Here is a 21,552-nt window from a genome sequence, read left to right on the forward strand (position 1 = left end):
TAATCGAATCCTGTATTATCGCACGGAATCGGTCAAAAGGCAATTGGAACAAAGTAAACAGCCTAGCGAACGAGCCGCTAGGCTGAGGAAGCTTATAAGGCGGGTTGCATGAGAGGGCTCTAGCCTTCGAGCAGCAAGGTTTCGGGATCTTCAAGCAGTTCCTTGACCTTGACCAGGAAGCTGACCGCTTCGCTGCCGTCCACGATCCGGTGATCGTAAGAGAGCGCGATGTACATCATCGGGCGGTTCTCCATTCTCTCCGCATCTATCGCCACAGGGCGAAGCTGGATTTTGTGCATGCCCAGAATACCTACTTGAGGAGCGTTAAGTATAGGCGTCGACAGCAGCGAGCCGAATACGCCCCCGTTCGTTATCGTAAAGGTGCCGCCCTGCAGCTCGGAAATATCGAGCGAGTTGCTGCGCGCCTTGCCTGCGAGCTCGGCAATCTTCTTCTCGATCTCCGCGAAGCCGAGATGGTTCGCATTGCGCACGACCGGAACGACAAGACCTTCCTTGGCCGATACCGCGATGCCGATATCATAGAACTCCTTGACGATAATGTCTTCGCCATCGATCTCGGCATTCAGCAGCGGGAACTTCTTCAGCGCGCCGACAACGGCCTTGGTGAAGAAGGACATGAAGCCGAGGCCCACATCGTTCTTCTCCTGGAACGACTGCTTGCGCCGCTTGCGGATATCGAGGATGGCCGTCATATCCACCTCGTTAAAGGTGGTCAGCATCGCCGCCGTACGCTGTGCCTCGACCAGACGCTTAGCGATGGTCAGACGACGGCGCGACATCCGCTTCCGCTGAGCCGGCTTGCCGGGCTGAGCGTTCGCTTGTGCGCCTTGGCCGGCAGCGGCAGGCGGAGTTACGCTCACCGCAGGGGCGGCCTGTCCGGCACGGGCCGGAATGGATGGGCTGCCGGATGCCGCGTTCCGGACGTCGGTCTCGTATAAGCGGCCGATCGGATCATGGGCCGCCACCTGGCCTACGTCGATTCCTTTCTCGCGGGCAAGCCTGCGGGCTGCAGGCGAAGCGGACAGATGACCGCCGTCTCCGCCGGCTTCGTCGCGAGCCGCGGCTGGAGAAGCAGCCTGCTTGCCAGCCGCTTCAGCAGCTGCGGGAGCAGCTCCGGCTTGCGGAGCGGCGCTGGCAGCGCCGACCGCAGTATCCAGAGGGGCTCCGCCGGATGGAGCAGCAGCCGCGCCTACAAGGATAGTGCCGATGACTTCGCCGATCTGCACCGTCTCGCCTTCCGGCTTCAGAATTTTATCGATCACGCCGTCTTGCTCGGCGCTAATTTCCATATTTACTTTGTCGGTTTCCAGCTCCAGCAGCAAATCACCCTGCTTCACGGACTGGCCTTCCTGTACGATCCATCTGGAGATCGTTCCTTCGGTGATGGACTCACCCATTTCAGGTACTTTGATTTCACTCACGGCGCTTTACCTCCCAGTGGTTGTAATGACTTCCGAGCTCGGACTAAGCGCAACCGATAGAATGCGCTGCTGCTCGTAGCTGTGCACGTTCTGATAGCCGCTGGCCGGGCTGGAGCGTTCCGGGCGGCCGACGTAACGGACGGCACGAACCCCTTCGGGAGCAATAGCCCGAATACGAGGCTCCATGTAGCTCCATGCGCCCATGTTCCGCGGCTCCTCTTGAACCCATAGAAGCTCCCGAACCTTCGGAAAGCGGGCCAGTATGCGGCGAATTTCCTCTTCCGGGAAAGGATAGAGCTGCTCCGTGCGGATAATATGGAGCCAATCCCAGCTCTTATCCGCCTCCTTGTCCAGCGCCTCCTCCAGATCGACGGCGATCTTGCCTGTGCAGAGAATGATTCGCTCTACCTGCTCAGGCCGTCCTCCGAGATTGCGCTGCTCCAGCACCGGGCGGAAGGAACCCTCGCTGAACTCGATGCTATCCGAAGCCACCCGCGGGTTGCGGATCAAGCTCTTCGGCGCCATCAGCACGAGCGGACGGGCGCGCTCGCTTTCCGTAAGCGACGCCTGACGGCGAAGCAGGTGAAAGTATTGAGACGCGCTGGTCAGATTCGCGACCATCCAGTTATCTTCGCCGGACAGCTGCAGGAAACGCTCCAGCCGCGCGCTGGAATGCTCAGGGCCCTGGCCTTCGTAGCCATGCGGCAGCAGCATGATGAGACTCGACTTCTGCGACCATTTGGAGCGCCCCGCCGATATGAACTGATCGATGGTTACCTGCGCTGCGTTGGTGAAGTCTCCATACTGCGCTTCCCAGATCACGAGCGTATCCGGCGCATATACGTTGTAGCCGTATTCGAAGCCCAGTACCGACGCCTCGGACAACGGGCTATTGTAGATTGCAAACGAAGCCTTCGCCTGCGGCAGCTGATGCAGCGGGCTGTAGACGCTGCCGTTTTTGACATCGTGCAGCACCAGGTTGCGATGAGCGAACGTCGCCCGCTCCACATCCTGGCCGCTGATACGGATCGGCTTGCCATCTGCGAGTATGGAAGCAAAGGCCAGTGTTTCGGCATGCCCCCAGTCGACCTTCTCGCCATCGTTAAGCGAGGTGGCTCTGCGCTCCAAAATTTTCTTGAGCTTAGGGTATACGTTAAAGGACTCCGGCCAGCTCAGCAGACCGGCATTGATCTCCCTCAGCCTCTCCAGGGGAACCCCTGTACGGAGCGCTTTTATTTCACCTGGCTCGGCGAGCTCCGGCTTCTGGGTTACGGGTTCCTGGCCGTCACGCTGCTTAACCTCGTCATAGGCTTCTCTCAGCCGGGTCTGAATGTCCAGCTTAATCTTCTCCGCCTGTTCGGCCGTCATCAGACCTTCACGGACTAGTTTCTGCGCATAAAGCGTGCTGACGGTAGGATGATTCCTGACCTTCGTATAAATAAGCGGCTGCGTCGTTTCCGGGTCATCCGACTCATTATGCCCATACCGCCGGTATCCGATCAGATCGATCAAAAAATCCTTCTTGAACAAATGCCGGTATTCGATAGCCAACCGCGCGGCTGCCAGGCACGCCTCCGGATCATCCGCATTCACATGGACGATCGGAATCTCATAGCCCTTGGCCAAGTCGCTGGCGTAATGCGTCGAGCGGGAATCATGGCTTTCCGTTGTAAAGCCAAGCCGGTTATTCACGATAATATGGACGGTCCCGCCGTTGCGATACCCGTTGAGCTTGTTGAAGTTCAGCGTTTCCGCTACAATGCCCTCTCCGGGGAAAGCGGCGTCGCCGTGCATCAGCACCGCTGCAGCTTTAGCTACATCCTGTACCGGATAGCCGGGCTGTGTCCGATCATCCTGTGCCGCACGGGTGAAGCCCTCGACTACCGGATTGACGAACTCCAGGTGACTCGGGTTATTCGCCAAGGTGAGCCGGGCCCGGGCAGTTTCGCCCCATCTGACGGAGCGGTTGGCCCCTAGATGATATTTGACATCGCCCGTCCAGCCGTAATTGATGCCCATCGAGCCTTCCGACGGGATCAGGTTGCGGTTGGCCGAATGATGGAATTCGGAGAAAATTTTACTGTACGGCTTGCCCAGCACATGAGCCAGCACATTGAGCCGTCCGCGGTGGGCCATCCCCATCAGAATATCGGTAGAGCCGTCGTAGGCGAGCTCACGGACAATTTCATCGACGAGAGGCACAAGCGCATCGGTACCTTCCACGGAGAACCGTTTCTGTCCGACGAACGTACGGTGAAGGAAATCCTCGAACTGCTCGACCTCCAGAAGCCTCGTGAGCAGCGCTTTGCGTTCCTGCTCATCCAGCGCAAACTGAGGGAGCTTGAACTCCACTTGCTCGTTCAGCCACTTTCTTTCCTTCTCGTCATGCACATGGCTGAATTCGAACGCTATCGTACCGGTATACGCTTTGCGGAGCAATTGGATGGCAGCCCATCCGTCGCCGACTTCGGGATGCGGCCCGTCCCATACAAGCTCAGTGGGCAGAGCCGCCAGATCGGCTGGCGTAATGCCGTAATATTCAGGCTCAAGCAGCTGAACATCCGCCTCGGCGCTGATCTCGAGCGGATCGATATCCGCGGCGAGATGTCCGTACGTACGGATATTCCAAACGAGCTTGCCGGCAGCTACCGCTTTCTGAAGCAGCTGACCGCTGACAGCAGCGTCCCGGCCGGCAGCCGAGGAGCGCTCCGGCGTTGAGGCCTGCACGGATGAAGGCGCCGGTTGAGCGGCAGTTTCCTGCGGGTCGGAAGCGGGCGGCTCCCCCCAACGCTCGAACAGATCCCGGTAATCCGCTCCTACGGACTGAGGATCTGCCAAGTACCTTTCGTATTGCTCTTGAATGTAACCCAGATTGGGCCCATAGTACGCTGCCCACGGATCCCAAGCTTGCTGGTTCGTCGGTGCCATGGTTGCTTTCCCTCCGTCTTGGTTTATAGGTTTCGGTTCATGGACCGATCTTTCATTATAGATCATTCCTGAAGTAAATCCTACCCTTATTATAAGCTTCCCCTTCCTTATAACTTAAATAACCATTTTATATGAGTTCGATCTCATTTAGAGATCAATTTACCGGTAAATGATTTCATTGCGAACCAACTTTGGCCCTCGAAAGCCCGCTGCTGCAGCAAAAAAACGGGAAGCTGTGATTAACCCACCGCTCCCCGCTTTGCCTTCGGAACCCGCTAGTTCAGTCGTCCCGCACACCACCGTCTCTTATCCCTCAGAGAGCTCAGCACCCTCGGCCTGCTCGGCGCGGTAAGGGAACACAAACCGGTACGTGCCCGATCCGACGCTCAGTCGAACGCCGCCGCTCTCGGCCGCGATCTCCTGAACGCCCGGCGCATCTGCAGCACGACGCCCGCTCTCCTCGATGTCCTCGGCCGCTGCTGCGGGCAGCCTGATGTCTGCCGTCGCATTGACCGGTACCGTAACCTGCACCTCCGCTTTGCCTTCCGAAACCCGCCACCCGGCTTGCATCCGGCCATAAGGTCCGATCAGCGAAGCTTCGGCATGGGTCAGCCCGTTGCTGTCAAGGCGGGGACGTATGCGCAGCCGCTTGTAGGCCGCCTTGGATTCATCCATATCCAGACCCGCCACCCGGCGGTACATCCAATCTCCGATAGCTCCGTACGCATAATGATTGTAAGAGTTCATCCTGTCGCTCCAGAAGGAGCCGTCCGGCTTCACGCCGTCCCAATGCTCCCAGATCGTCGTCGCTCCCTGATGGATCGAGTACAGCCAGGACGGATAGCTCTCCTGCAGCAGCAGCTGCATCGCCGTGTCATGATACCCGTTGTCCGAGAGAGCGAAGCACAGATAAGGCGTGCCGACAAAGCCCGTGGTCAGATGATAGCTGCTGTCCACGACAAGCTGATTAAGATCTCTGGCCACCCGTTCGCGCACCTGGCCTTCGACCAGATCGAAGTGCAGCGCCAGCACATGCGCCGTCTGCGTCGGAACGGCCAGCCGGCCGGTCGGCGTGATGAATTCATCTTGGAAGCGGCGCACGATACGGCCCAGCAGCTCCCCATAAGTGCGGACATCGTCGGCCCTTCCCAGCACCACGGCGGCATCGCGGACCAGACGGGTCGAGTACGCGTAGAAGGCGGTCGCGATCAGATCCCGCGGCGTCGCTCCCACGTAGCTGCCCTCCTTGGCGTCCAGCCCCAGCCAATCCCCGAAGTGGAAGCCGGTGTTCCACAGGTATTCATCAGACCCTTGCGCATGGATGTATCCGACCCATGCCTTCATGCCGTCATATTGCTCAGCCAGCAGACGGCGGTCCCCATAGCAAACATACATCGTCCAAGGGCATACGACCACCGCATCGCCCCACGCGGAAGAAGAATGCTTCCCGCCCAGAATATCCGGGATGACAAACGGTACGCCGCCATCCGGCAGCTGGTCGGCCTGCAGATCGCGCAGCCACTTCGTGAAGAACGGCCCGACCTGGTAATGAAACGCAGCCGTCCGGATAAAGACCTGGGCATCCCCCGTCCAGCCGAGGCGCTCATCGCGCTGCGGGCAGTCCGTCGGCACATCCAGGAAGTTCCCGCGCTGCCCCCAGCTGATGTTGCTGTGGAGCTGATTAATCAGCGGATGCGAGCAGTCGAACTGCCCGGCCGGCTCCATATCCGAATGCATGACTTCGCCGGTAAAGGCATCCAGCGGGATATCCTGCCGGTCCTGATCCGGGTAGCCCTCTACCTTGACATAGCGGAAGCCGTAGAAGGTAAACGCGGCGGCATAGCTTTCAGGCCCGCCTCCCTTGGCCGTGTAGATCAGCTTCTGCTGGGCGGAGCGCAGGTTGCCTATATAGAAATTGCCCTGCTGGTCGAGAATCTCCGCATGCTGGAGCGTGATCTGCGTGCCTGCCGGCACATCCAGCGTCAGGCGGACGCGCCCTACCATATTTTGACCGAAATCAAGCACGCTCTCGCCTGTAGGCGTCCGGATCAGACTTACCGGCTGCAGCGTTTCCGTGACGCGAGTAGGCCAGTTTTCCTGGGCGACCAGCTGCCCGACCTGCGGCGTGTACGCGACCGAACCGTGCCACGCCGTATCGTCGAAGCCCGCCTCGCTCCAGCCTTCCGGCTCCAGCCGGGCATCATAGATTTCGCCGTCGTAGATTTCCGAGAAGAGGATCCCTCCCGTGGATGCTTTCCAGCCCGGGTCCGTAGCGACGATATGCTCGGTGCCATCCTCCATCTCGACGTGCAGCTGCAGCAAAGCCGCTCTCCGGTCGCCATAATGATCGCGCTTATCCTCCCATGCCAGCCTTCCCTTGTACCAGCCGTTAGCCAGCCGGAGGCCAAGACCGTTCCCGCCCTCCCGCACATATCCGGTCACATCATAGGTCTGAACCTGCAGCCGCTTGTGGTAGCTGGTCCAGCCGGGCGCCATCAGTTCGTCGCCTACTCGGACCCCGTTGATATAGACATCGTACACACCGGCGCTCGTCGCATAGAGGCGGGCCGACTTGATCCCTCCGGGCCCGATTCCGAACGTCTTCCGGAGAAGAAAAGCAGGCTCCGACAACGGATCGATCCCAGCCGGATCCGGCGAGATCCACTGGGCCTGCCAGTCCTCCGGCGCCAGCAGCCCCATTTCCCACCAGCTTTCCTCGCTCCACTCGCTTTCACGCTCATAATTATCGGCCGCCTTGATCCGGTACGCATACCGGGTCCGCGCCTTCAGCTCCGGCCCTTCGTAGGCAAGCTGAATAGAAGCATCGCCGGCGCGCCAGCCCGAGTCCCAGTAAGGGGTTTCATAACCTGCTTCGGCTTCTCTCACCTGGATGCGGAAGCTGGTTTGCAGAGTAGCTCTCCTGTCGGATTCGAGCTGCCAGGCGAGGCGCGGCTGCGGGACATCGATCCCAAGCGGATTGATCCGGTACTCGCAGGTAAGGTTCGTCACGGTAATAGACATATTCAACGTTCCTTTCGTCAGTGGAATGAGAAGGGCTTGCAGCACTATGGCTCTCATCATATACTGAAAAAAACAATAGGAACCGGGGCGAACCCGACATTATACAGAGGGAATTCGGACTTTTTCTAAGGATCGGAGAGAATGCGCGAGGGGAGATGCAAGATGAGCGTAAAGCGTGCGATAGGCCGTCTGTCAGGAGCGTATTTTTTCGAAACCCGCTTGCCGATTTATGTGAACCGGGCCGTCGAATCCTTCGAGCTGGTCGAGCACCAGCATGACTTTCTGGAGATCAGCTATGTGTGTGAAGGCTCAGGTACCCACTATACGAGCGACCGCTCCTTCCATGTCGCGCAAGGGGAGCTGATCGTCATACCCGTCGGGGTCTCGCATGTGTTCCGGCCTTCCTCTCCTTCCAGGAAGCAGCAGCTTGTCGTGTATAACTGTATCCTCGCGACAGATGCTTTCGAAGCTGTGCTGCAGGCCTTCCCCGGCGGAAATGCGCTTGAGGCTGTCCTCCGGCACCGACAGCTGCTGACGTACCACGACCGCGACGGCGAGTGCGATCGCCTCTTCCGCCGCCTTCATCTGGAGTATGCCTCGCAGCGGCTCGGCCGGGAAGCCGCGCTTTATACGATCGTCCTGGAACTGCTGCTCCTGATCCGCAGGATGGAGGAAGACCGGGAGGAAGCCGTGACCGTACGCCCGCCCTCCGGTATGCACGAGGTGCTCCGGCTTCTGCAAGCGCATTGCGAGCAGCCGCTGGAGGTGCGCGAGCTGGCGGCCCTTATGGGCGTAGGCGAACGCCAATTCCAGCGGCTGTTTGCCAAGCATACCGGAACGACGCCGAAGTCCTATGTCCAGGGATTGCGCATTCAAGCGGCGGGCAGGCTGCTGCGGCAGACGGACCGCAAGATCAGCGATATCGCTTCGGCGGTAGGCTACCAGGACGCCGCATTCTTTACTTCGCTGTTCAAGCGCATGACCGGGGTCACTCCGCAGCAGTATAGGCAAAGAGGGCAAAGTAAGGAAGATTGACCTTCGTTTCCCAAGCTCCGCGCAAAAGCAAACAACGGTCAACGGGTATGCCCCCCGTCAACCGCTGCGGCTCATCTATCTCCTGATCCCGATCCTGCTCGTGCTCCTGTGCGTTCCCTCCGCTTAATCCCCACCCTCGTACCACAGCTCCAGCGGCAGACCGACCAGCGCTTTGCCGATCCATTCGCGGGCGATGTTGTTGGAGGGCCCCATCGCGATGCCCGCGCGCGCGTCGCGGAACAGCCGCTCGAAGACGCCCTTTTTATACCCGTAGCCGCCTGTTACGTCCAGCGCGGCCTTCGTGGCCTTGTTGGCCACCTCGGCGGCATGGATCTTGAACTCGACCAGCGGCAGAAGCAGCTCGACCTGCGGCCGGCCCTGCGCCTGCAGATCGTCCAGCTGCTTCGCAAGCGACACCTGCCAAGGCTTCAGGCTGGAGATCAGCACCTTAATCTCCGCGAGCTGCTGGCGGATGATCTGGTAGTCCGCAAGCCGCTTGTTGAAGTCCCGGTGAATCATGCCCTGAACGTAAGCCGCTGCCGCCTCCAGAGCCGCCTCCGCTACTCCCAGCCAGGTCGAGCCGAGACCGATCAGATAGACAGGCGAAACGCCGCTCTCCAAGATTTCTCTTCCCTGGCCTTCTGTGCCAAGCTTATCACGCCCATTCACACGAACGCCTTCGTAACGGATCGGCCCGCTATGATTGCCGCGGACGCCCAGTGCGTCCCACACGCCCGGCGTAATTCCCGGCAGCTTGCCATCGACGATGAAGAAGCTTACATCCGTAGGCGTTTGGGCGCCCGGCGTTCGGGTCTGGAAAACGTAGAAGTCCGCTTGCCCCGAGCTCGTGGTGAACGACTTCTCAGCGTTCAGGATATAGTCCTCCCCGTCGCGGCCTGCCTCGCTGAAGTTGAACCACCAATGACCCCCTGACGCTTTCTCGCTTGTGGAGTACGTGCCGATCAGGCCCTGGCTAACCGGCTTCAGCCAACGTTCCTTCTGATCGTCGTTGCCGTACAGCGCGATCGTCTGCACGCCGCCGACGTGCATGACGTATACCAGCGAGGTGGACGGGCACGCTTTGCCGATCTCCTCGGCGGCTATCGCGAAGGCCACATGATCCAGACCGCGTCCGCCCCACTGCTCGGGGATCAGGACGCCATTCCAGCCGGTTTCGGCAAGCGCCTGCAGATTATCCCGGGGGAAGATCCCCTCGCTGTCCGTCCTCTCGGCTCTAGGCTTAATGACCTGCTCGGCAAGTTCCCGGATTTCCGCTCTCAGCTGCTCGTAATCAAGAGTCGTTTGCTTTTCATTGGCAGATATGCTCATAGTCGAACTCTCCTTCTGAATTGGATTAGATTTAGGGGGCTAGGTTCAGGTTTAAGTTTAGGTGTAAGGTCTCAGGCTTTGGAAGCAACCGCTTCAAGCTCGGCTTCTTTCTGCCGGACGAGCGGGATGACTTGTTCGCCGAACGCTTGAATATCTTCATCGTAATGAAGGAACGCGGTGAGGATAAGATCGACGCCGATTTTCTTCAATTCCACAATACGGTCCGCTACCTGCTCAGCGGTGCCGATCAAGCCCGTCTTGAAGCCGTCATTATACTGCACCAGATCGTCGAAATCGGAATTCGCCCACATCCCTTCCCGCTCCGGGGAAGCCTGGCCCGCGAACTTCACCTGACTGCGGAAGCCTTCCACGGCCTCCGGGTCGGCGTAGTCGATAATATCGCGCAGCACCTGTCTCGCTTCTTCCTCTGTGTCCCGGACGATGACGAAGGCGTTGGCTCCGAACTTGAGTTCCCGGTTTTGAGCCGCTGCCTGCCGCTTCAAATCATCAATCTGCGCCCGGAAGCCGTCTATCGTATTGCCGTTCATAAAGTACCAGTCCGATACCCGGGAAGCCATCTGCCTAGCTGCTGCTGAGTTGCCTCCTTGAAACACGGGAGGAACGACATGGGGCTTCGGCTTTAACGGAGCTTCGTTGAGCCGATAGAAGTCTCCGCGGAAGCTGGAAGTCTCCTGCGTCCACAGCTCCCGCAGCACGCGGATGAACTCTTCCGACCGGCGGTAGCGCTCGTCATGATCCAGCCAGGCCTCTCCGTAGCCGTAAAACTCTCCCTTGAACCACCCGCTGACGATATTGACAGCTGCCCTCCCATGGCTGATCTGGTCGATGGTGGAGATCATCTTGGCGACCGTGCCCGGATGCCAGAGGCCGGGAAGCACAGCCGCGATAAGCTTCAGCTTGTCGGTGACCGCAGCCAGCGCCGAAGCCAGCGCCAGCGATTCCAGCTGATTCTCCGCGCCGTAGCTGGCGATGAACCGGGTTTGCAGCAAAGCGTATTCGAAGCCGGCGTCCTCCGCAGCCTTCGCATACCTTGCATTATCCTCGAACGACCAGCCTGTCTGCTGCGGATATTTGGAGATAACCAAGCCTCCGCTCACATTCGGCACCCAATAGGCAAATTTCAATGACATGGCACTCACTCCCCGAAAGTTATGGTTAAGAGCCGGACCCGGCGGACCGGACCGGATTTCGGACATACAAAAAGCACCGTCTTGAATGGATCAAAACCGGTGCCTTTAGTCGTCTAATCGGCAAAGCAAAGCGTATTCAGCTCGTCGAAACCTCGCGCGCACCCGCCTCCTCTTCCTGCGGACGGCCCGGGATTCGGTTGTTCGCGATCATTTCCCCGAAGGGGCTAATGAAGGCCCTGGCTCCCTCCGCCTTGTCGAGACGCAGCGGAAGCCTCGGAAACAGCAGCTCAGCCGTGCGATAAGCCTCCTCCAGGTGGGGGTAGCCGGACAGGATGAAGGTCTCGATCCCGAGCTCCGCGTATTCCTTCATCCGTGCCGCCACATTGTCGGGACTGCCCACCAGCGCCGTACCTGCGCCGCCCCGCACGAGGCCGATACCCGCCCACAGGTTCGGGCTGATCACCAGATTGGAGGGATCCCCCTTATGCAGCCGGGACATCCGCTTCTGCCCCTCCGAATCCATCCTTGCGAATATGTGCTGCGCGGAAGCGATCGTGGCCTCGTCCAGATGAGAGATGAGCTCGCTTGCCGCCTGCCATGCCTCCTCCTCCGTCGGACGGACGATGACATGAAGTCGGATGCCGAAGCGGAGCGTGCGGCCCTTCTCGGCGGCCAGGGCGCGCATGCGGCTGATTTTCTGCTCCACCTGATCCGGCGGCTCCCCCCAGGTCAGATACACATCCACGTGATTCGCAGCCACTTCCATCGCCGCTTCCGAAGAGCCGCCGAAATAAAGCGGCGGATACGGCTGCTGGACCGTCGGGTATAACACCTCTCCGCCCTCCACCCGCAAGTAGTCGCCGGCATAGCTCACTTCGCCGCCTTTCAATTCCTTGCGCCATATGTCGAGAAACTCATCGGTAAGCCGGTAACGCTCGTCATGATCAAGGAACAGCCCGTCTCCGGCAAGCTCGACAGGATCGCCCCCGGCCACGACATTGATCAGCAGTCTTCCATTGGAGAACCGGTCAAGCGTCGCCGACATGCGGGCGGCGATCGTAGGGGTCATTAAGCCGGGACGAAGGGCAACGAGAAACTTAAGCTTCTCCGTAACGGGAACGAGAGAAGAAGCGACCACCCAGGCGTCCTCGCAGGACTTGCCCGTCGGCAGCAGAACGCCGCTATATCCAAGCTCGTCTGCCGCTTGCGCTATCTGCTTGCAATAGCCGTAGCTGACGGCGCGCGCCCCTTCGCTTGTTCCGAGGTAACGCCCGTCCCCGTGCGTAGGTATAAACCAGAACAGCTCCATCTTCACTCCTCCTTTCGTTTGAATAGACTCACAAAACCGGGGCTATCCTCCCCTTGCTCGTTTCCTTGAGCAGCCTCCACACCGGATCGACCAGCCGATCCTTATCGAAGCTGTTATATAGATTGGCATACGCTCGCATCGGGTCCCCCGCATAGAAACGCTCATACAGCTCGTGTCTGGCGCCCAGCGGACTCCCTATCAGGTCCCAAGCCAGCTTGAAAAGCTGAACCTTCTTCTCCGCGCTCACAGCCGCGCCTTCGAAATAAAGATGCATAAGCCCTGAGATCGGGCCGTAAAAGTCTTCCACCCCCGAAGGCGCCTGGACGAAGCCGCCGCCGCCCACCTGCTGCAAAATTTCGACGGCTCGGGGGTAAAACTTCGTCCCGATGCTCCGGGCCGTTTCAATATACGACAGCTCCGGCACCAGCACTCCGGACTCGTCGGGCTTCGCCTGCGTCTCCGAAGCGATCACAAGCGCTTTGATCACCTCGATCTGCGTAAGCAGCTCCCCCAGCTTCTCCTGGATATGCAGAAAGCCTGTCACGCCGATCGACTCCGCTACCGCGAAGGTAACGCCGGTAATGAACTCCAGCTTAGCGACGTACCGGACCACATTCTGATGAAAGGCCAGCGCGTTCGCTGTGCGATTGGCCCGGAGGGCCAGCACCTTCTCCGCATCGCCGTACAGAAGAACCCGCTCCCAGGGGACGAGCACATCGTCGAAGAACAGCACGGCGTCCATCTCGTCATACCGAGCGCTTAGCGGATGATTCTGCTCTCTGGCGTCGGCGAAGGATTCCCGGCAGACAATATGAAGTCCCGGAGAGTTGGCCGGTACGATCAGCACATGCGCGTGGCTTGCATCCTTCGCCTCGAATTTCAGGAACGAATAGATGATGAAATCATGCGTATAAGGCGCGCCCGTCGCGATCATCTTGGCGCCTCTCACGATAATCCCGTCCTCCGTCTCCCGAACGACATGCAGGTACCGATCCGCGATCCGGCTGTCGTCCAGGCTCCCCGAACGGTCGATCTGGGGATCGATAATCGCCGTCGTCAGAAACAAGTCATGGTCCCGGGCATGCTCGTAGTAAGCCGTAATTTTCCGCTCAAATCCGGGGTCCAGCTCGTTCAGACGGCGGCGAGCGGCATACCAGCCGGTGACGATCGAGCGGGCGTAATCCGACAATCGGCTCATCATGCCATGCGTCTGCGCGGACCAGAAGGCGAAAGACCGGCTGCGCTGCGCCAGCTGCTCCGCCGTATAAGGAACGAGAAAAGCACTATGCGCATAGGGCTCGCGCCCTTCCGCCTTGTAGCCGACTTGGTCCCGTAGAGCGGGATCATCGAGCGTATCGAATAAATCGCGAATCGTCGATAACGTCCCTCTGAAAGCAGGATGCTGCCGGATGCTCTCCACCCGTTTCCCCTCCAGCCAAACGCTTCGTCCGTCATCCAGACTCTGTAGAAACCGTTCTCCTCTCACGTCTGGGCCATCCTCCTCCTCCAAGGTTTTAATTTTGTAAATTCCCATTGATTTAATTGGAATTATTTATTAATATAGCTCATAATCCGTTATTTGCAACAATCAGCTGCTTCGAAAATGATGGATATCCGACACAGCGGGCGCATGCTTCCGTTATCTCGGAAATAATCCTATGTTAACGTTCCGGATGTAGGAATAGTCGGCCGCTTAAAGCCGCGTCCTCGGTGTTGTTTTTCCGACGAACTTCTGGATTTTGTTGACCTTAATGATGAGACAAAGGAGGTTGTCCATGGCAGACCGTCAAACCCAGCCCTCGCTTGACAGACGGATCCGGCGCACTCAGCAATTGATCACGGAAGCATTTCTATCGCTGTGCCAGGAGAAAGATTACGAGGAAATCATCATCAAAGATATTACCGAACAAGCAAACGTCAACCGTTCGACCTTCTATGCGCATTACCAGGACAAGGACGACCTGTTGTCCAGCCTCATGAACGACATGCTGTCCAAATTGGGCAGTCTTCCCTTCTTGCCCCAGGATCAAGCTTCCGCTTACGTTCCCGACAACGAGAAGCCCGACCCTTACTTTCTTCACTTGTTTGAGCATCTGGCGGGCAATGCCGTTTTCTATCGGGTCATGCTGGGCAGGATGCCTGCCCCAGGGTTTGCCGACCGCATGACGGAAGTGATCCGGGAAAGCTTCTATCGCCGTATCTCAGCCATCCGCAATGACCAAAAGCTGCTCATTCCGCTCGAATTATTGCTCGATTATACCAGCCATTCCACCATGGGCATCATCACCAAGTGGCTTGCCCAGCAGATGATCTACTCCCCTCATCATATGTCGCTCCAGCTTACGCGTCTGTCCTTGCTTGGCGTCTATCGGGCCATGGGTATGGAGGAGCATTGACCGAAGAGGCGTTCCTCCCTGCCTATGCCAAAAAAGCGAACCAAGCATACTCCCGCCTGGTCCACGATCGGGCTTCCCCTGTGAACCGGGCGGCAGAGCATCAAGTTTCGCTAAGCGCTGCATATAGGTTAGTTAACTAGCGGCCAGCTAGGCTAGCGGGCGATCAGCCGCCGCCGTGCGGTACGTACAGCTTGGACATTTCATTAGCCCTGGGGCAAGCTAACCGGCTTCATCTTGGCAAGGGCCGCTCACTTCGCCGTTCCGCTTGCGACAGCCTGCTCCAGCGACCGCTCTGCCGCTATTCTAGCCAGCACCCTCGGCTTATCGGTAATGATGCTGGTGACCCCGAGGTCGAGCATCTGTCTCATCATACCGGGATCATTCACCGTCCATACGAAAATATCCTTCTCGTAGCGGGCCGCCAGCTTCAGGAGCTCGGGCTTGACCAGCGGATAAGCGAGGCTTAGCGCGTCGTAATCCGGAAGGGCCAGCAGCTTCTCCCAAGAGGCATTTCCGTCCAGCTTGTCGACGATAAGCCCTGTGCGCAGCTTGGGGTCCAGCTGCTTTACCTTTTGCAGCAGCTTTCCATCGAAGGAAGTGAATACGCAGTCGTTCTCGAACCCTTTTCGCTTCACCACGTCCACGGCCCGCTCCGCAAGCTTCCGTTGATTCCCATTATTTTTGAGCTCAATATTGAGCTTCATTTTCCCGTTTACCGTATCGATGACCTGCTCCAGCGTAGGCACCTTTTCCTGGGCAAATCGTTCGCCGAACCAGCTTCCGGCGCTAGCCGCCGCAAGCTCGGAGGACGTCACCTGCCACATCGGCTTATTGATGCCGGTCGTTCTGAGCGCGTTAGAATCATGCATAACGACGACAACACCGTCTGCTGTCTCCTGAACGTCGAGCTCGGCATAGCCCGCACCCGCCCGGATCGCTTGACGGAAGGCGCTGAGCGTATTCTCGGGGGCTGTCTCCGAGCTCCCGCGATGGGCGGTTATCCGCTCGTAAGGCAGATCGGCGCCGGAGCCGGATATGGCGGGCAAGCTGGGGATCGTGGCGGCATGAACGATTAGAAGACAAAGCAAGGCCCGTGTAAGCGTTGACATCGGCGGCTTCCTCCTGGATTGCGGGATTTACGCTTACCGTATCATAAGAACGTTAGGAAACTATCAGCAACCGCCGTCTTTTTTTCGCTTCCGCCAAATCCTTTCCTAACAAAGTCTCTCCGCTCGGGATGCATGCCTAAACAAGCCGGACCCAAGCAGGACCCGGCTTGTCCGCGCCAACAGCAGCACGACTTAATAATAGGGAGAGATCAACAGATACACAAGCACGCCTGTACCGCTGACATACAGCCAGATCGGCATCGTCCAGCGGGCGATCTTGCGATGGCGGGCAACCTTGCGGCCCAGACCGCTGGCCATCGTCATCAGTGCGAGCGGCACATTGACGATCGCCAGCAGCACATGCGTAATGAGCACGAAGAAATACGTGTACTTCAGCCAGTCGGGTCCGCCGAACTTTGTCGGTTCCGTAAGAAAGTGGTAAATAACATAAGAGACGAGGAACAAAGCCGTCGACCCAAAAGCGGCAAACACCCAATTGCGGTGCACGTTAATCTTTTTCTTCTTAATGGCGAACAGCGACAACAGCAGGAAAGTAAACGTAAAGCAGTTAAAAATCGCATTCAGCAGCGGGAAGATCGAGACGTCGAAGCCAAGCTGCCCCTCATATCCCGGCATAAAAAACAAACAGGCGATGATCACGATCAGGATTAAAGAGAACACCGTGATGACGCCGGTATAAGTGCGCGGTTTTTCCATGAACGAAAAGCCCCCTCCCGAACAAGATTGTCCTTATGATCTTATCCCTTCAAGGATAGGGGGTTTTGCCCGAGAATACAATCCGGTGGGACTGTCGTTTTGTTACGGTTTGATGAAATGAGTGCTGAATCCGTCTTTCGGCCGCCGCCTATGAATGCCCCGAGTCTCGCCCGCTCATTTCTTCCCTGAGCCGGTCCAGCTTAATCTCTATACGGTTCAGCGCTTGGCGAGTCGCCTTGGCGTGGCCCAGCAAGGCGAATACCGCATAAATAATAAAGCCCCAGAACCCCAGGAATAGGAGGGTGATAATAATTCCGATCGGATGGAAAAACACCAATTCATCAACCTCCTTTCCTATACACCATTCATAATAATACCATATTTGGGGCTTTTTATGTCATTTTTATAATTTCCAGAACGTTCATCAGCTCGCCCAGCGCATGAATTCCCGCTTTCGGCTCCACGCCCTTGCTGAGCATAGCCTCCAGACCTGCCTTGTAGCTGACAAATGCGATACCCGCCCCCATCGAGCCTTGCCCGTCGATCCAGGAGTCCCCCACGGATATCCACTCCTCGGCGGGGCTATGAGGGAACTGCTCCAGCACATAGTTGAAGCCTGACGAAGAGGGCTTGAGCGCCGTCATCTGCTCCCGGCCTGCGATCAGATCGAAATAATCCGCGATACCCGTAAGCCGCAGCGCTTTCAGGGCCGCGCATTGCGAATTATTGGTCACGACCGCCAGCGCGTACCGGCCGTGCAGAGCCGCCAGCAGCTCCTCGGCGCCTGGCTCAAGCCCTGCCCCCTCCATCCCCCGGAGTTCGTGCTCGGCAGCTATGCCCATCACCTCGGCATACCCCGCTTCGTTGAGCCCTGCCTCCCTCGCATATTCGATCATGGTCGATGACGTATGCTCTTGCCAAGGGAATCCGATGGGCAGTAGACCGGTGCTAAGCAAGTACTTGTGGATGTGCTGCTTCATAGCGGCAAAATCAATTCGGGACTGCAGCAGCGTATTGTCCATATCGAAGATGATTCCTTTTACAGCCATTGACCTTCTACTCCCTTCACGTGTACTTCCTGCAGCGCTTATTGGCCGGGCATGACTGGAGTCCTAAGCAAAGAACCGTCCGGATTATTCATTCCGGACGGTTCTTTGAGGCTCATGCACGTCTCCGACTTGCATGCAAGCTATCGGCTGAGCTCCTGCACGCTTCGGTCCGCGTATCCTACGATCACTTTGCCGGCCATCTGGAGGAACAGTCCGTTGTCGACTACTCCCGGTATCCGATTGATCCTGTCATGGACATCCTCCGGATCCGCCAAGCTTCCAAACTCGCAGTCGACGATATAATTGCCATTGTCCGTAAGATAAGGGCTGCCGTCTGCTGCAGTTATTCGGCGTGTTGGGACGCAGCCGAGCTTACCCAGCTGTTCTACGGTCAGGTCGGCTCCAAAGGGGACGATCTCCACAGGCAGGGGAAATCGGCCCAGCCGATCCACCAGCTTGCTTTCATCGACAACGAGGATAAGCTGCCTGCTGGAGGCCGCGACGATCTTCTCCCTCAGCAGAGCGCCTCCGCCACCCTTGATAGCATTCCATCGCGGATCTACCTCGTCGGCTCCGTCGATCGTAAGATCAATGGTCCCTAAACCCGATGTCGAAATGATAGGGATGCCCAGCTCCCGGGCCAGGCTTTCGGTCCGGCTGGAGGTGGCAACGGCTTGGATGGTCAATCCTTCCTGCATTCTTTGCCCTATGCGCTGTATAGCCCAGTAGGCCGTGGAGCCTGTCCCCAGCCCGACGATCATGCCGTCTTCGATATATTCCACAGCCTTCTCCGCTGCGGCTCGCTTAGCTTCCATCGGATCACCCGCTTCCCGTCTGCCTTGTTCTCCTATATTCTACCACAAGCGGACGGGACGCTCCATGTCTTCATCGCGTGAGCGCTTGACCCGCCCAGGCGCTCGCATCGCGCAGCTGCTCGATCAACAACCGGGCATGGCGGTCGAGCGCTTGGCCCCCTCTGGACCGGCTGACCGTGGTCAGCGGCAGCCCCTCGAGCTGGAGATAGTACTTGGCATTGACCGGATACAGCTGCAGCTCGACCAGTGACGCCATGCCCAGAAAGGATTGCAGCCTATCCGCCTGAGCGGGATGCGATGACGCATGCTTCAGCAGCCACACATAGAGCTCGGGATGAAAATTCGCCATAACGCCGCTGAAGCCAGCCGCTCCAAGTCTGACGGAATCCAGCAGCGTAGCCGAGTTAGCATTATACAGCCTCATGGGACTGCCTTGCAGCAGCCGTATACGCTGTGCCAGCATCTCCGGATCGCAGCACGTATCCTTCAGAAATATAAATCGTCCGCTTGCCGCGCACCATTCGAGCAGCTCAGCGGAAAGCAAGCGTTTATAGGGATAAGGGCATTCGTACAGTCCGAAGCTGTGCTCCGGGTAAGCCTTCAGAATTCGCTCGGCATTCGACTTCCACACTTCGTCCGACTCCTGCTCCCCGGCCAACCGGTTCGTGACGAGCACGAAGGCATCTGGCCCTGCTGCCGAGATTCGTCCTATTTCCTCCAGCTGCTCCTCCATGCCACCTGCGATATGGCCGGAAGCGATGACCGGCACCCGGCCTGCCGTCCGATTCACGATGTATTCCGCCAGCCGGACCCGCTCATTCAAGGAGAGAAAGAACATCTCGCTCGATTGACATACGGCGAACAGTCCGTTGACTCCTTTCTGTATATACCACTCGATCAGTTGATCCAGCGACAGATAATCAATCTGCCCATCGCTTTGAAAGGGGGTGATCATCGTCGGCCAGACGCCGTCCGGTATGGCCTTCCTTGTATTCCTCAACCTGTATTCCTCCCTGCAAGCTTCTCATTCATCTGGGATTTCGCTTAGCGAATGCTATTGCGTAAATGCCGGTATGCTTCCGTCTCTTCGTCAAGCAGCCGCTTCCGTTACCCGTACAGCGGACCGAATGCGGCGCAAGCGCGATAGTCCGCCCCCATAGGCTCATTCACGCCGAAGGCCGACCAAACGCCCGGTCGGAAAATCCGTTCCTCCGGCACGTTATGCATGCTGACCGGAATCCGCAGCATCGAAGCCAGCGTCATCAGATCGCCGCCAATATGGCCATAGCTGAGCGCGCAGTGATTGGAGCCCCAATGGTTCATGACCGCATACACGTCCTGAAAGGCGCCGCTGCCGGTCAGCTTCGGCACGAACCAGGTCGTCGGCCAGGTCGGATTAGAGCGCTCGTCGAGCTTGTCGTGAATCTCATCGGGCAGCTCTACGGAATACCCCTCGGCAAGCTGCAGCACCGGGCCGATTCCTTTGATCAGATTGATCCGGGCCATCGTCATCGGCATGCCCCCACGGGTGGTAAAGTCCGTCGAGTAGCCACCGCCGCGAAAAAAATCCACCGCCGGACACCAGCGGGTCGCCTGCAGGCAGTTTTGTACGTCTTGCTCGGTAATCTCCCAGTACGGCTTCATCGCCGGCTTGCCGTCTCTGGTCTGCTCGCCCGTGCCGTCCAAGGCCGCCGGTCCGGAGTTGATCAGATGGATAACGCCGCCTGCGGCAGTGCCCGTCAATGCCCGGCCCGTGACACGCTCGACCGCTGCGGGGCTCCAGTAGGTCCGAACATCAGCGAAGATTTGGGCGCTATGGGTCAGCAGATGTCCGAACAGCATCGTCACCGCGTTCAGATTGTCATTCTCCGTCGCCATGACGAAAGGCTCGCGGATGCCATTCCAGTCGAAGGAGCTGGTCAGAATAGCCTCCATAAAGTCGCCGTTCGGGAAGTGATCCGTCCACGCACGCTGGCCCTGGAACCCGGCGGCGATCGCGTTATGTCCGACCGCCTCCTCCTCGTAGCCCAGCTCGGCCAGCAGCGGGTTGCCGATCATCAGATCCCGGCCGATCAGCGTCATCTTGACGACCGTCTCCCAGTCCTGCTCCTTTTGCTCCTCCGTGCGCTGCAGCTCGGGCGGATTGCGGTCCGCCCCCCTCAAGCAGTTGGCCTTGGTCCAGGCAAGCGCCCGCTCATACTCCCGGTGATCATAGATATCGCGTTCCATACGCCGGATGAACTCGCTCATATCCACGTACTCGTTGCGCATGCCCAGATAGTCCTGGAAAAAGCTCTCGTCCACGATGCAGCCCGCAATGCCCATGGATACGGTGCCCATCGCCAAATAGGACTTGCCCCGCATCGTGGCGACGGCCAGCCCCGCCCGCGCAAATTGCAGCAACTGCTCCTGCACATCCTCCGGTATGACCGTATCGCCCATATCCTGAACATCCTGGCCATAAATACGGAACGCAGGCAGCCCCTTCTGATTATGCGCCGCAATCGCTGAAGCCAGGTACACCGCTCCGGGTCTCTCCGTACCGTTGAAGCCCCAGATCGCCTTCGGCAGCAGCGGATCGGTATCGATAGTCTCCAGCGGATAGCACCAGGACGGCGTAACCGAGATCGTCAGGCCGACGCCCTCTCTGCGGAACTTCTCCGCTGTCCGGGCTGCCTCCCCCACACCCCCTATCGTCGTATCGGCGATGACGCACTCCACCTCCATCCCATTGGAATGCCGCAAATTCCCGCTCAAAAATGCTGCGCAAGCCCGAGCCATACTCATCGTAGGCTCCTCCAGCGATTCCCGGATACCGCCGCGGCGGCCGTCCACGATCGGACGAATCCCGATCTTGGGCATGTCGCCCTGCAATCGGTTGAGATAAGCTGATGCCATCGGATGCTTCCCTCCTGCATATCGAAGTTTAGCTAAAACGATTTGCTAATACGTTTTTGCTAATACGTTTTATTATAAAGATCAACCGCTTTCACGTCAATTTACTAATAAAACGTTCCCGAAATAACGTTATTGCTCCCCCATACCTGCATAGGTATCGGGATCGGCTAACGGACATGGCGTACTCTAAGAAGCAGACTTGGGCTTGATGAAACCTGTAACGGACATAGTGGAGGTTGTCGATTCAATGTGAGTAACTGAGTTGAAATCTTCTGCTTTCGCTAACGGACCTCAGCGTCTCTATTTGCAGCATTTTCTCGATATTGAAAATCTAACGGACTCAGATCACGCTA

16 protein-coding genes are annotated in these 21,552 nt (G+C 58.1%); 2 read left to right on the forward strand and 14 right to left on the reverse strand.

The genetic code is table 11. From position 1 onward, the window contains the following. Positions 1-119 precede the first annotated feature (119 nt). From odhB to GSF01_RS21840, 3 genes are all read right to left on the reverse strand, one after another. On the reverse strand, positions 120-1,442 hold the full coding sequence (gene odhB / locus GSF01_RS21830) for a 2-oxoglutarate dehydrogenase complex dihydrolipoyllysine-residue succinyltransferase (protein ID WP_159887421.1): 1,323 nt from the start codon (positions 1,440-1,442) through the stop codon (positions 120-122). A gap of 6 nt (positions 1,443-1,448) precedes the next feature. Next, on the reverse strand, positions 1,449-4,370 hold the full coding sequence (locus tag GSF01_RS21835; RefSeq protein WP_159887422.1) for a 2-oxoglutarate dehydrogenase E1 component: 2,922 nt from the start codon (positions 4,368-4,370) through the stop codon (positions 1,449-1,451). Between the two features lie 306 nt (positions 4,371-4,676). Beyond that, positions 4,677-7,391 carry an alpha-L-rhamnosidase gene (locus tag GSF01_RS21840; protein ID WP_159887423.1) on the reverse strand — a complete coding sequence of 905 codons (2,715 nt, stop codon included), beginning with the start codon at positions 7,389-7,391 and terminating at the stop codon, positions 4,677-4,679. Positions 7,392-7,553: 162 nt separating this feature from the next. On the opposite strand from GSF01_RS21840, the gene GSF01_RS21845 reads away from it, so the two are divergent. After that, positions 7,554-8,426, forward strand: coding sequence for a helix-turn-helix domain-containing protein (locus tag GSF01_RS21845; protein WP_159887424.1), 873 nt, complete (start codon positions 7,554-7,556; stop codon positions 8,424-8,426). 123 nt (positions 8,427-8,549) lie between these two features. Here GSF01_RS21845 and GSF01_RS21850 read toward each other — a convergent pair whose 3' ends face one another. The 4 genes from GSF01_RS21850 to GSF01_RS21865 form a co-directional block, all read right to left on the reverse strand. After that, the gene (locus GSF01_RS21850; protein ID WP_159887425.1) at positions 8,550-9,755 is read right to left on the reverse strand and encodes an acyl-CoA dehydrogenase family protein; all 1,206 of its coding nucleotides are present in this window, start codon (positions 9,753-9,755) and stop codon (positions 8,550-8,552) included. Between the two features lie 71 nt (positions 9,756-9,826). Next, positions 9,827-10,906, reverse strand: coding sequence for a dimethylsulfone monooxygenase SfnG (sfnG, locus tag GSF01_RS21855; protein ID WP_159887426.1), 1,080 nt, complete (start codon positions 10,904-10,906; stop codon positions 9,827-9,829). Positions 10,907-11,042: 136 nt separating this feature from the next. Then, positions 11,043-12,215, reverse strand: a complete 1,173-nt coding sequence (gene ssuD / locus GSF01_RS21860) for an FMNH2-dependent alkanesulfonate monooxygenase (protein ID WP_159887427.1) — start codon at positions 12,213-12,215, stop codon at positions 11,043-11,045. 28 nt (positions 12,216-12,243) lie between these two features. Continuing rightward, positions 12,244-13,701 (reverse strand): 4-hydroxyphenylacetate 3-hydroxylase family protein, encoded by a 1,458-nt coding sequence (locus GSF01_RS21865; protein WP_159887428.1) that lies wholly within the window; start codon positions 13,699-13,701, stop codon positions 12,244-12,246. A gap of 289 nt (positions 13,702-13,990) precedes the next feature. Between GSF01_RS21865 and GSF01_RS21870 the strand changes: the two genes are divergently transcribed. Next, positions 13,991-14,611 carry a TetR/AcrR family transcriptional regulator gene (locus GSF01_RS21870; RefSeq protein ID WP_159887429.1) on the forward strand — a complete coding sequence of 207 codons (621 nt, stop codon included), beginning with the start codon at positions 13,991-13,993 and terminating at the stop codon, positions 14,609-14,611. 248 nt (positions 14,612-14,859) lie between these two features. On the opposite strand, the gene GSF01_RS21875 is transcribed toward GSF01_RS21870, so the two are convergent. The 7 genes from GSF01_RS21875 to GSF01_RS21905 all read right to left on the reverse strand — a co-directional run bounded on the left by GSF01_RS21875 (position 14,860) and on the right by GSF01_RS21905 (position 21,199). After that, the gene (locus GSF01_RS21875) at positions 14,860-15,720 is read right to left on the reverse strand and encodes a glycerophosphodiester phosphodiesterase (protein ID WP_159887430.1); all 861 of its coding nucleotides are present in this window, start codon (positions 15,718-15,720) and stop codon (positions 14,860-14,862) included. A gap of 192 nt (positions 15,721-15,912) precedes the next feature. Next, positions 15,913-16,437 carry a DUF420 domain-containing protein gene (locus GSF01_RS21880; protein WP_159887431.1) on the reverse strand — a complete coding sequence of 175 codons (525 nt, stop codon included), beginning with the start codon at positions 16,435-16,437 and terminating at the stop codon, positions 15,913-15,915. 148 nt (positions 16,438-16,585) lie between these two features. Further along, positions 16,586-16,774, reverse strand: coding sequence for a hypothetical protein (locus GSF01_RS21885; protein ID WP_159887432.1), 189 nt, complete (start codon positions 16,772-16,774; stop codon positions 16,586-16,588). A gap of 55 nt (positions 16,775-16,829) precedes the next feature. After that, positions 16,830-17,486 carry an HAD family hydrolase gene (locus tag GSF01_RS21890; RefSeq protein ID WP_159887433.1) on the reverse strand — a complete coding sequence of 219 codons (657 nt, stop codon included), beginning with the start codon at positions 17,484-17,486 and terminating at the stop codon, positions 16,830-16,832. A 140-nt stretch (positions 17,487-17,626) separates the two neighbouring features. After that, on the reverse strand, positions 17,627-18,301 hold the full coding sequence (rpiA, locus tag GSF01_RS21895; protein ID WP_159887434.1) for a ribose-5-phosphate isomerase RpiA: 675 nt from the start codon (positions 18,299-18,301) through the stop codon (positions 17,627-17,629). A 70-nt stretch (positions 18,302-18,371) separates the two neighbouring features. Beyond that, positions 18,372-19,301 carry a dihydrodipicolinate synthase family protein gene (locus GSF01_RS21900; protein WP_235941674.1) on the reverse strand — a complete coding sequence of 310 codons (930 nt, stop codon included), beginning with the start codon at positions 19,299-19,301 and terminating at the stop codon, positions 18,372-18,374. Positions 19,302-19,408: 107 nt separating this feature from the next. Then, positions 19,409-21,199, reverse strand: coding sequence for an L-fucose isomerase (locus GSF01_RS21905; protein WP_159887435.1), 1,791 nt, complete (start codon positions 21,197-21,199; stop codon positions 19,409-19,411). Positions 21,200-21,552: the final 353 nt, after the last annotated feature.

Origin of the sequence: Paenibacillus puerhi (assembly GCF_009846885.1) — a bacterium.
GTDB lineage: Bacteria > Bacillota > Bacilli > Paenibacillales > NBRC-103111 > Paenibacillus_G > Paenibacillus_G puerhi.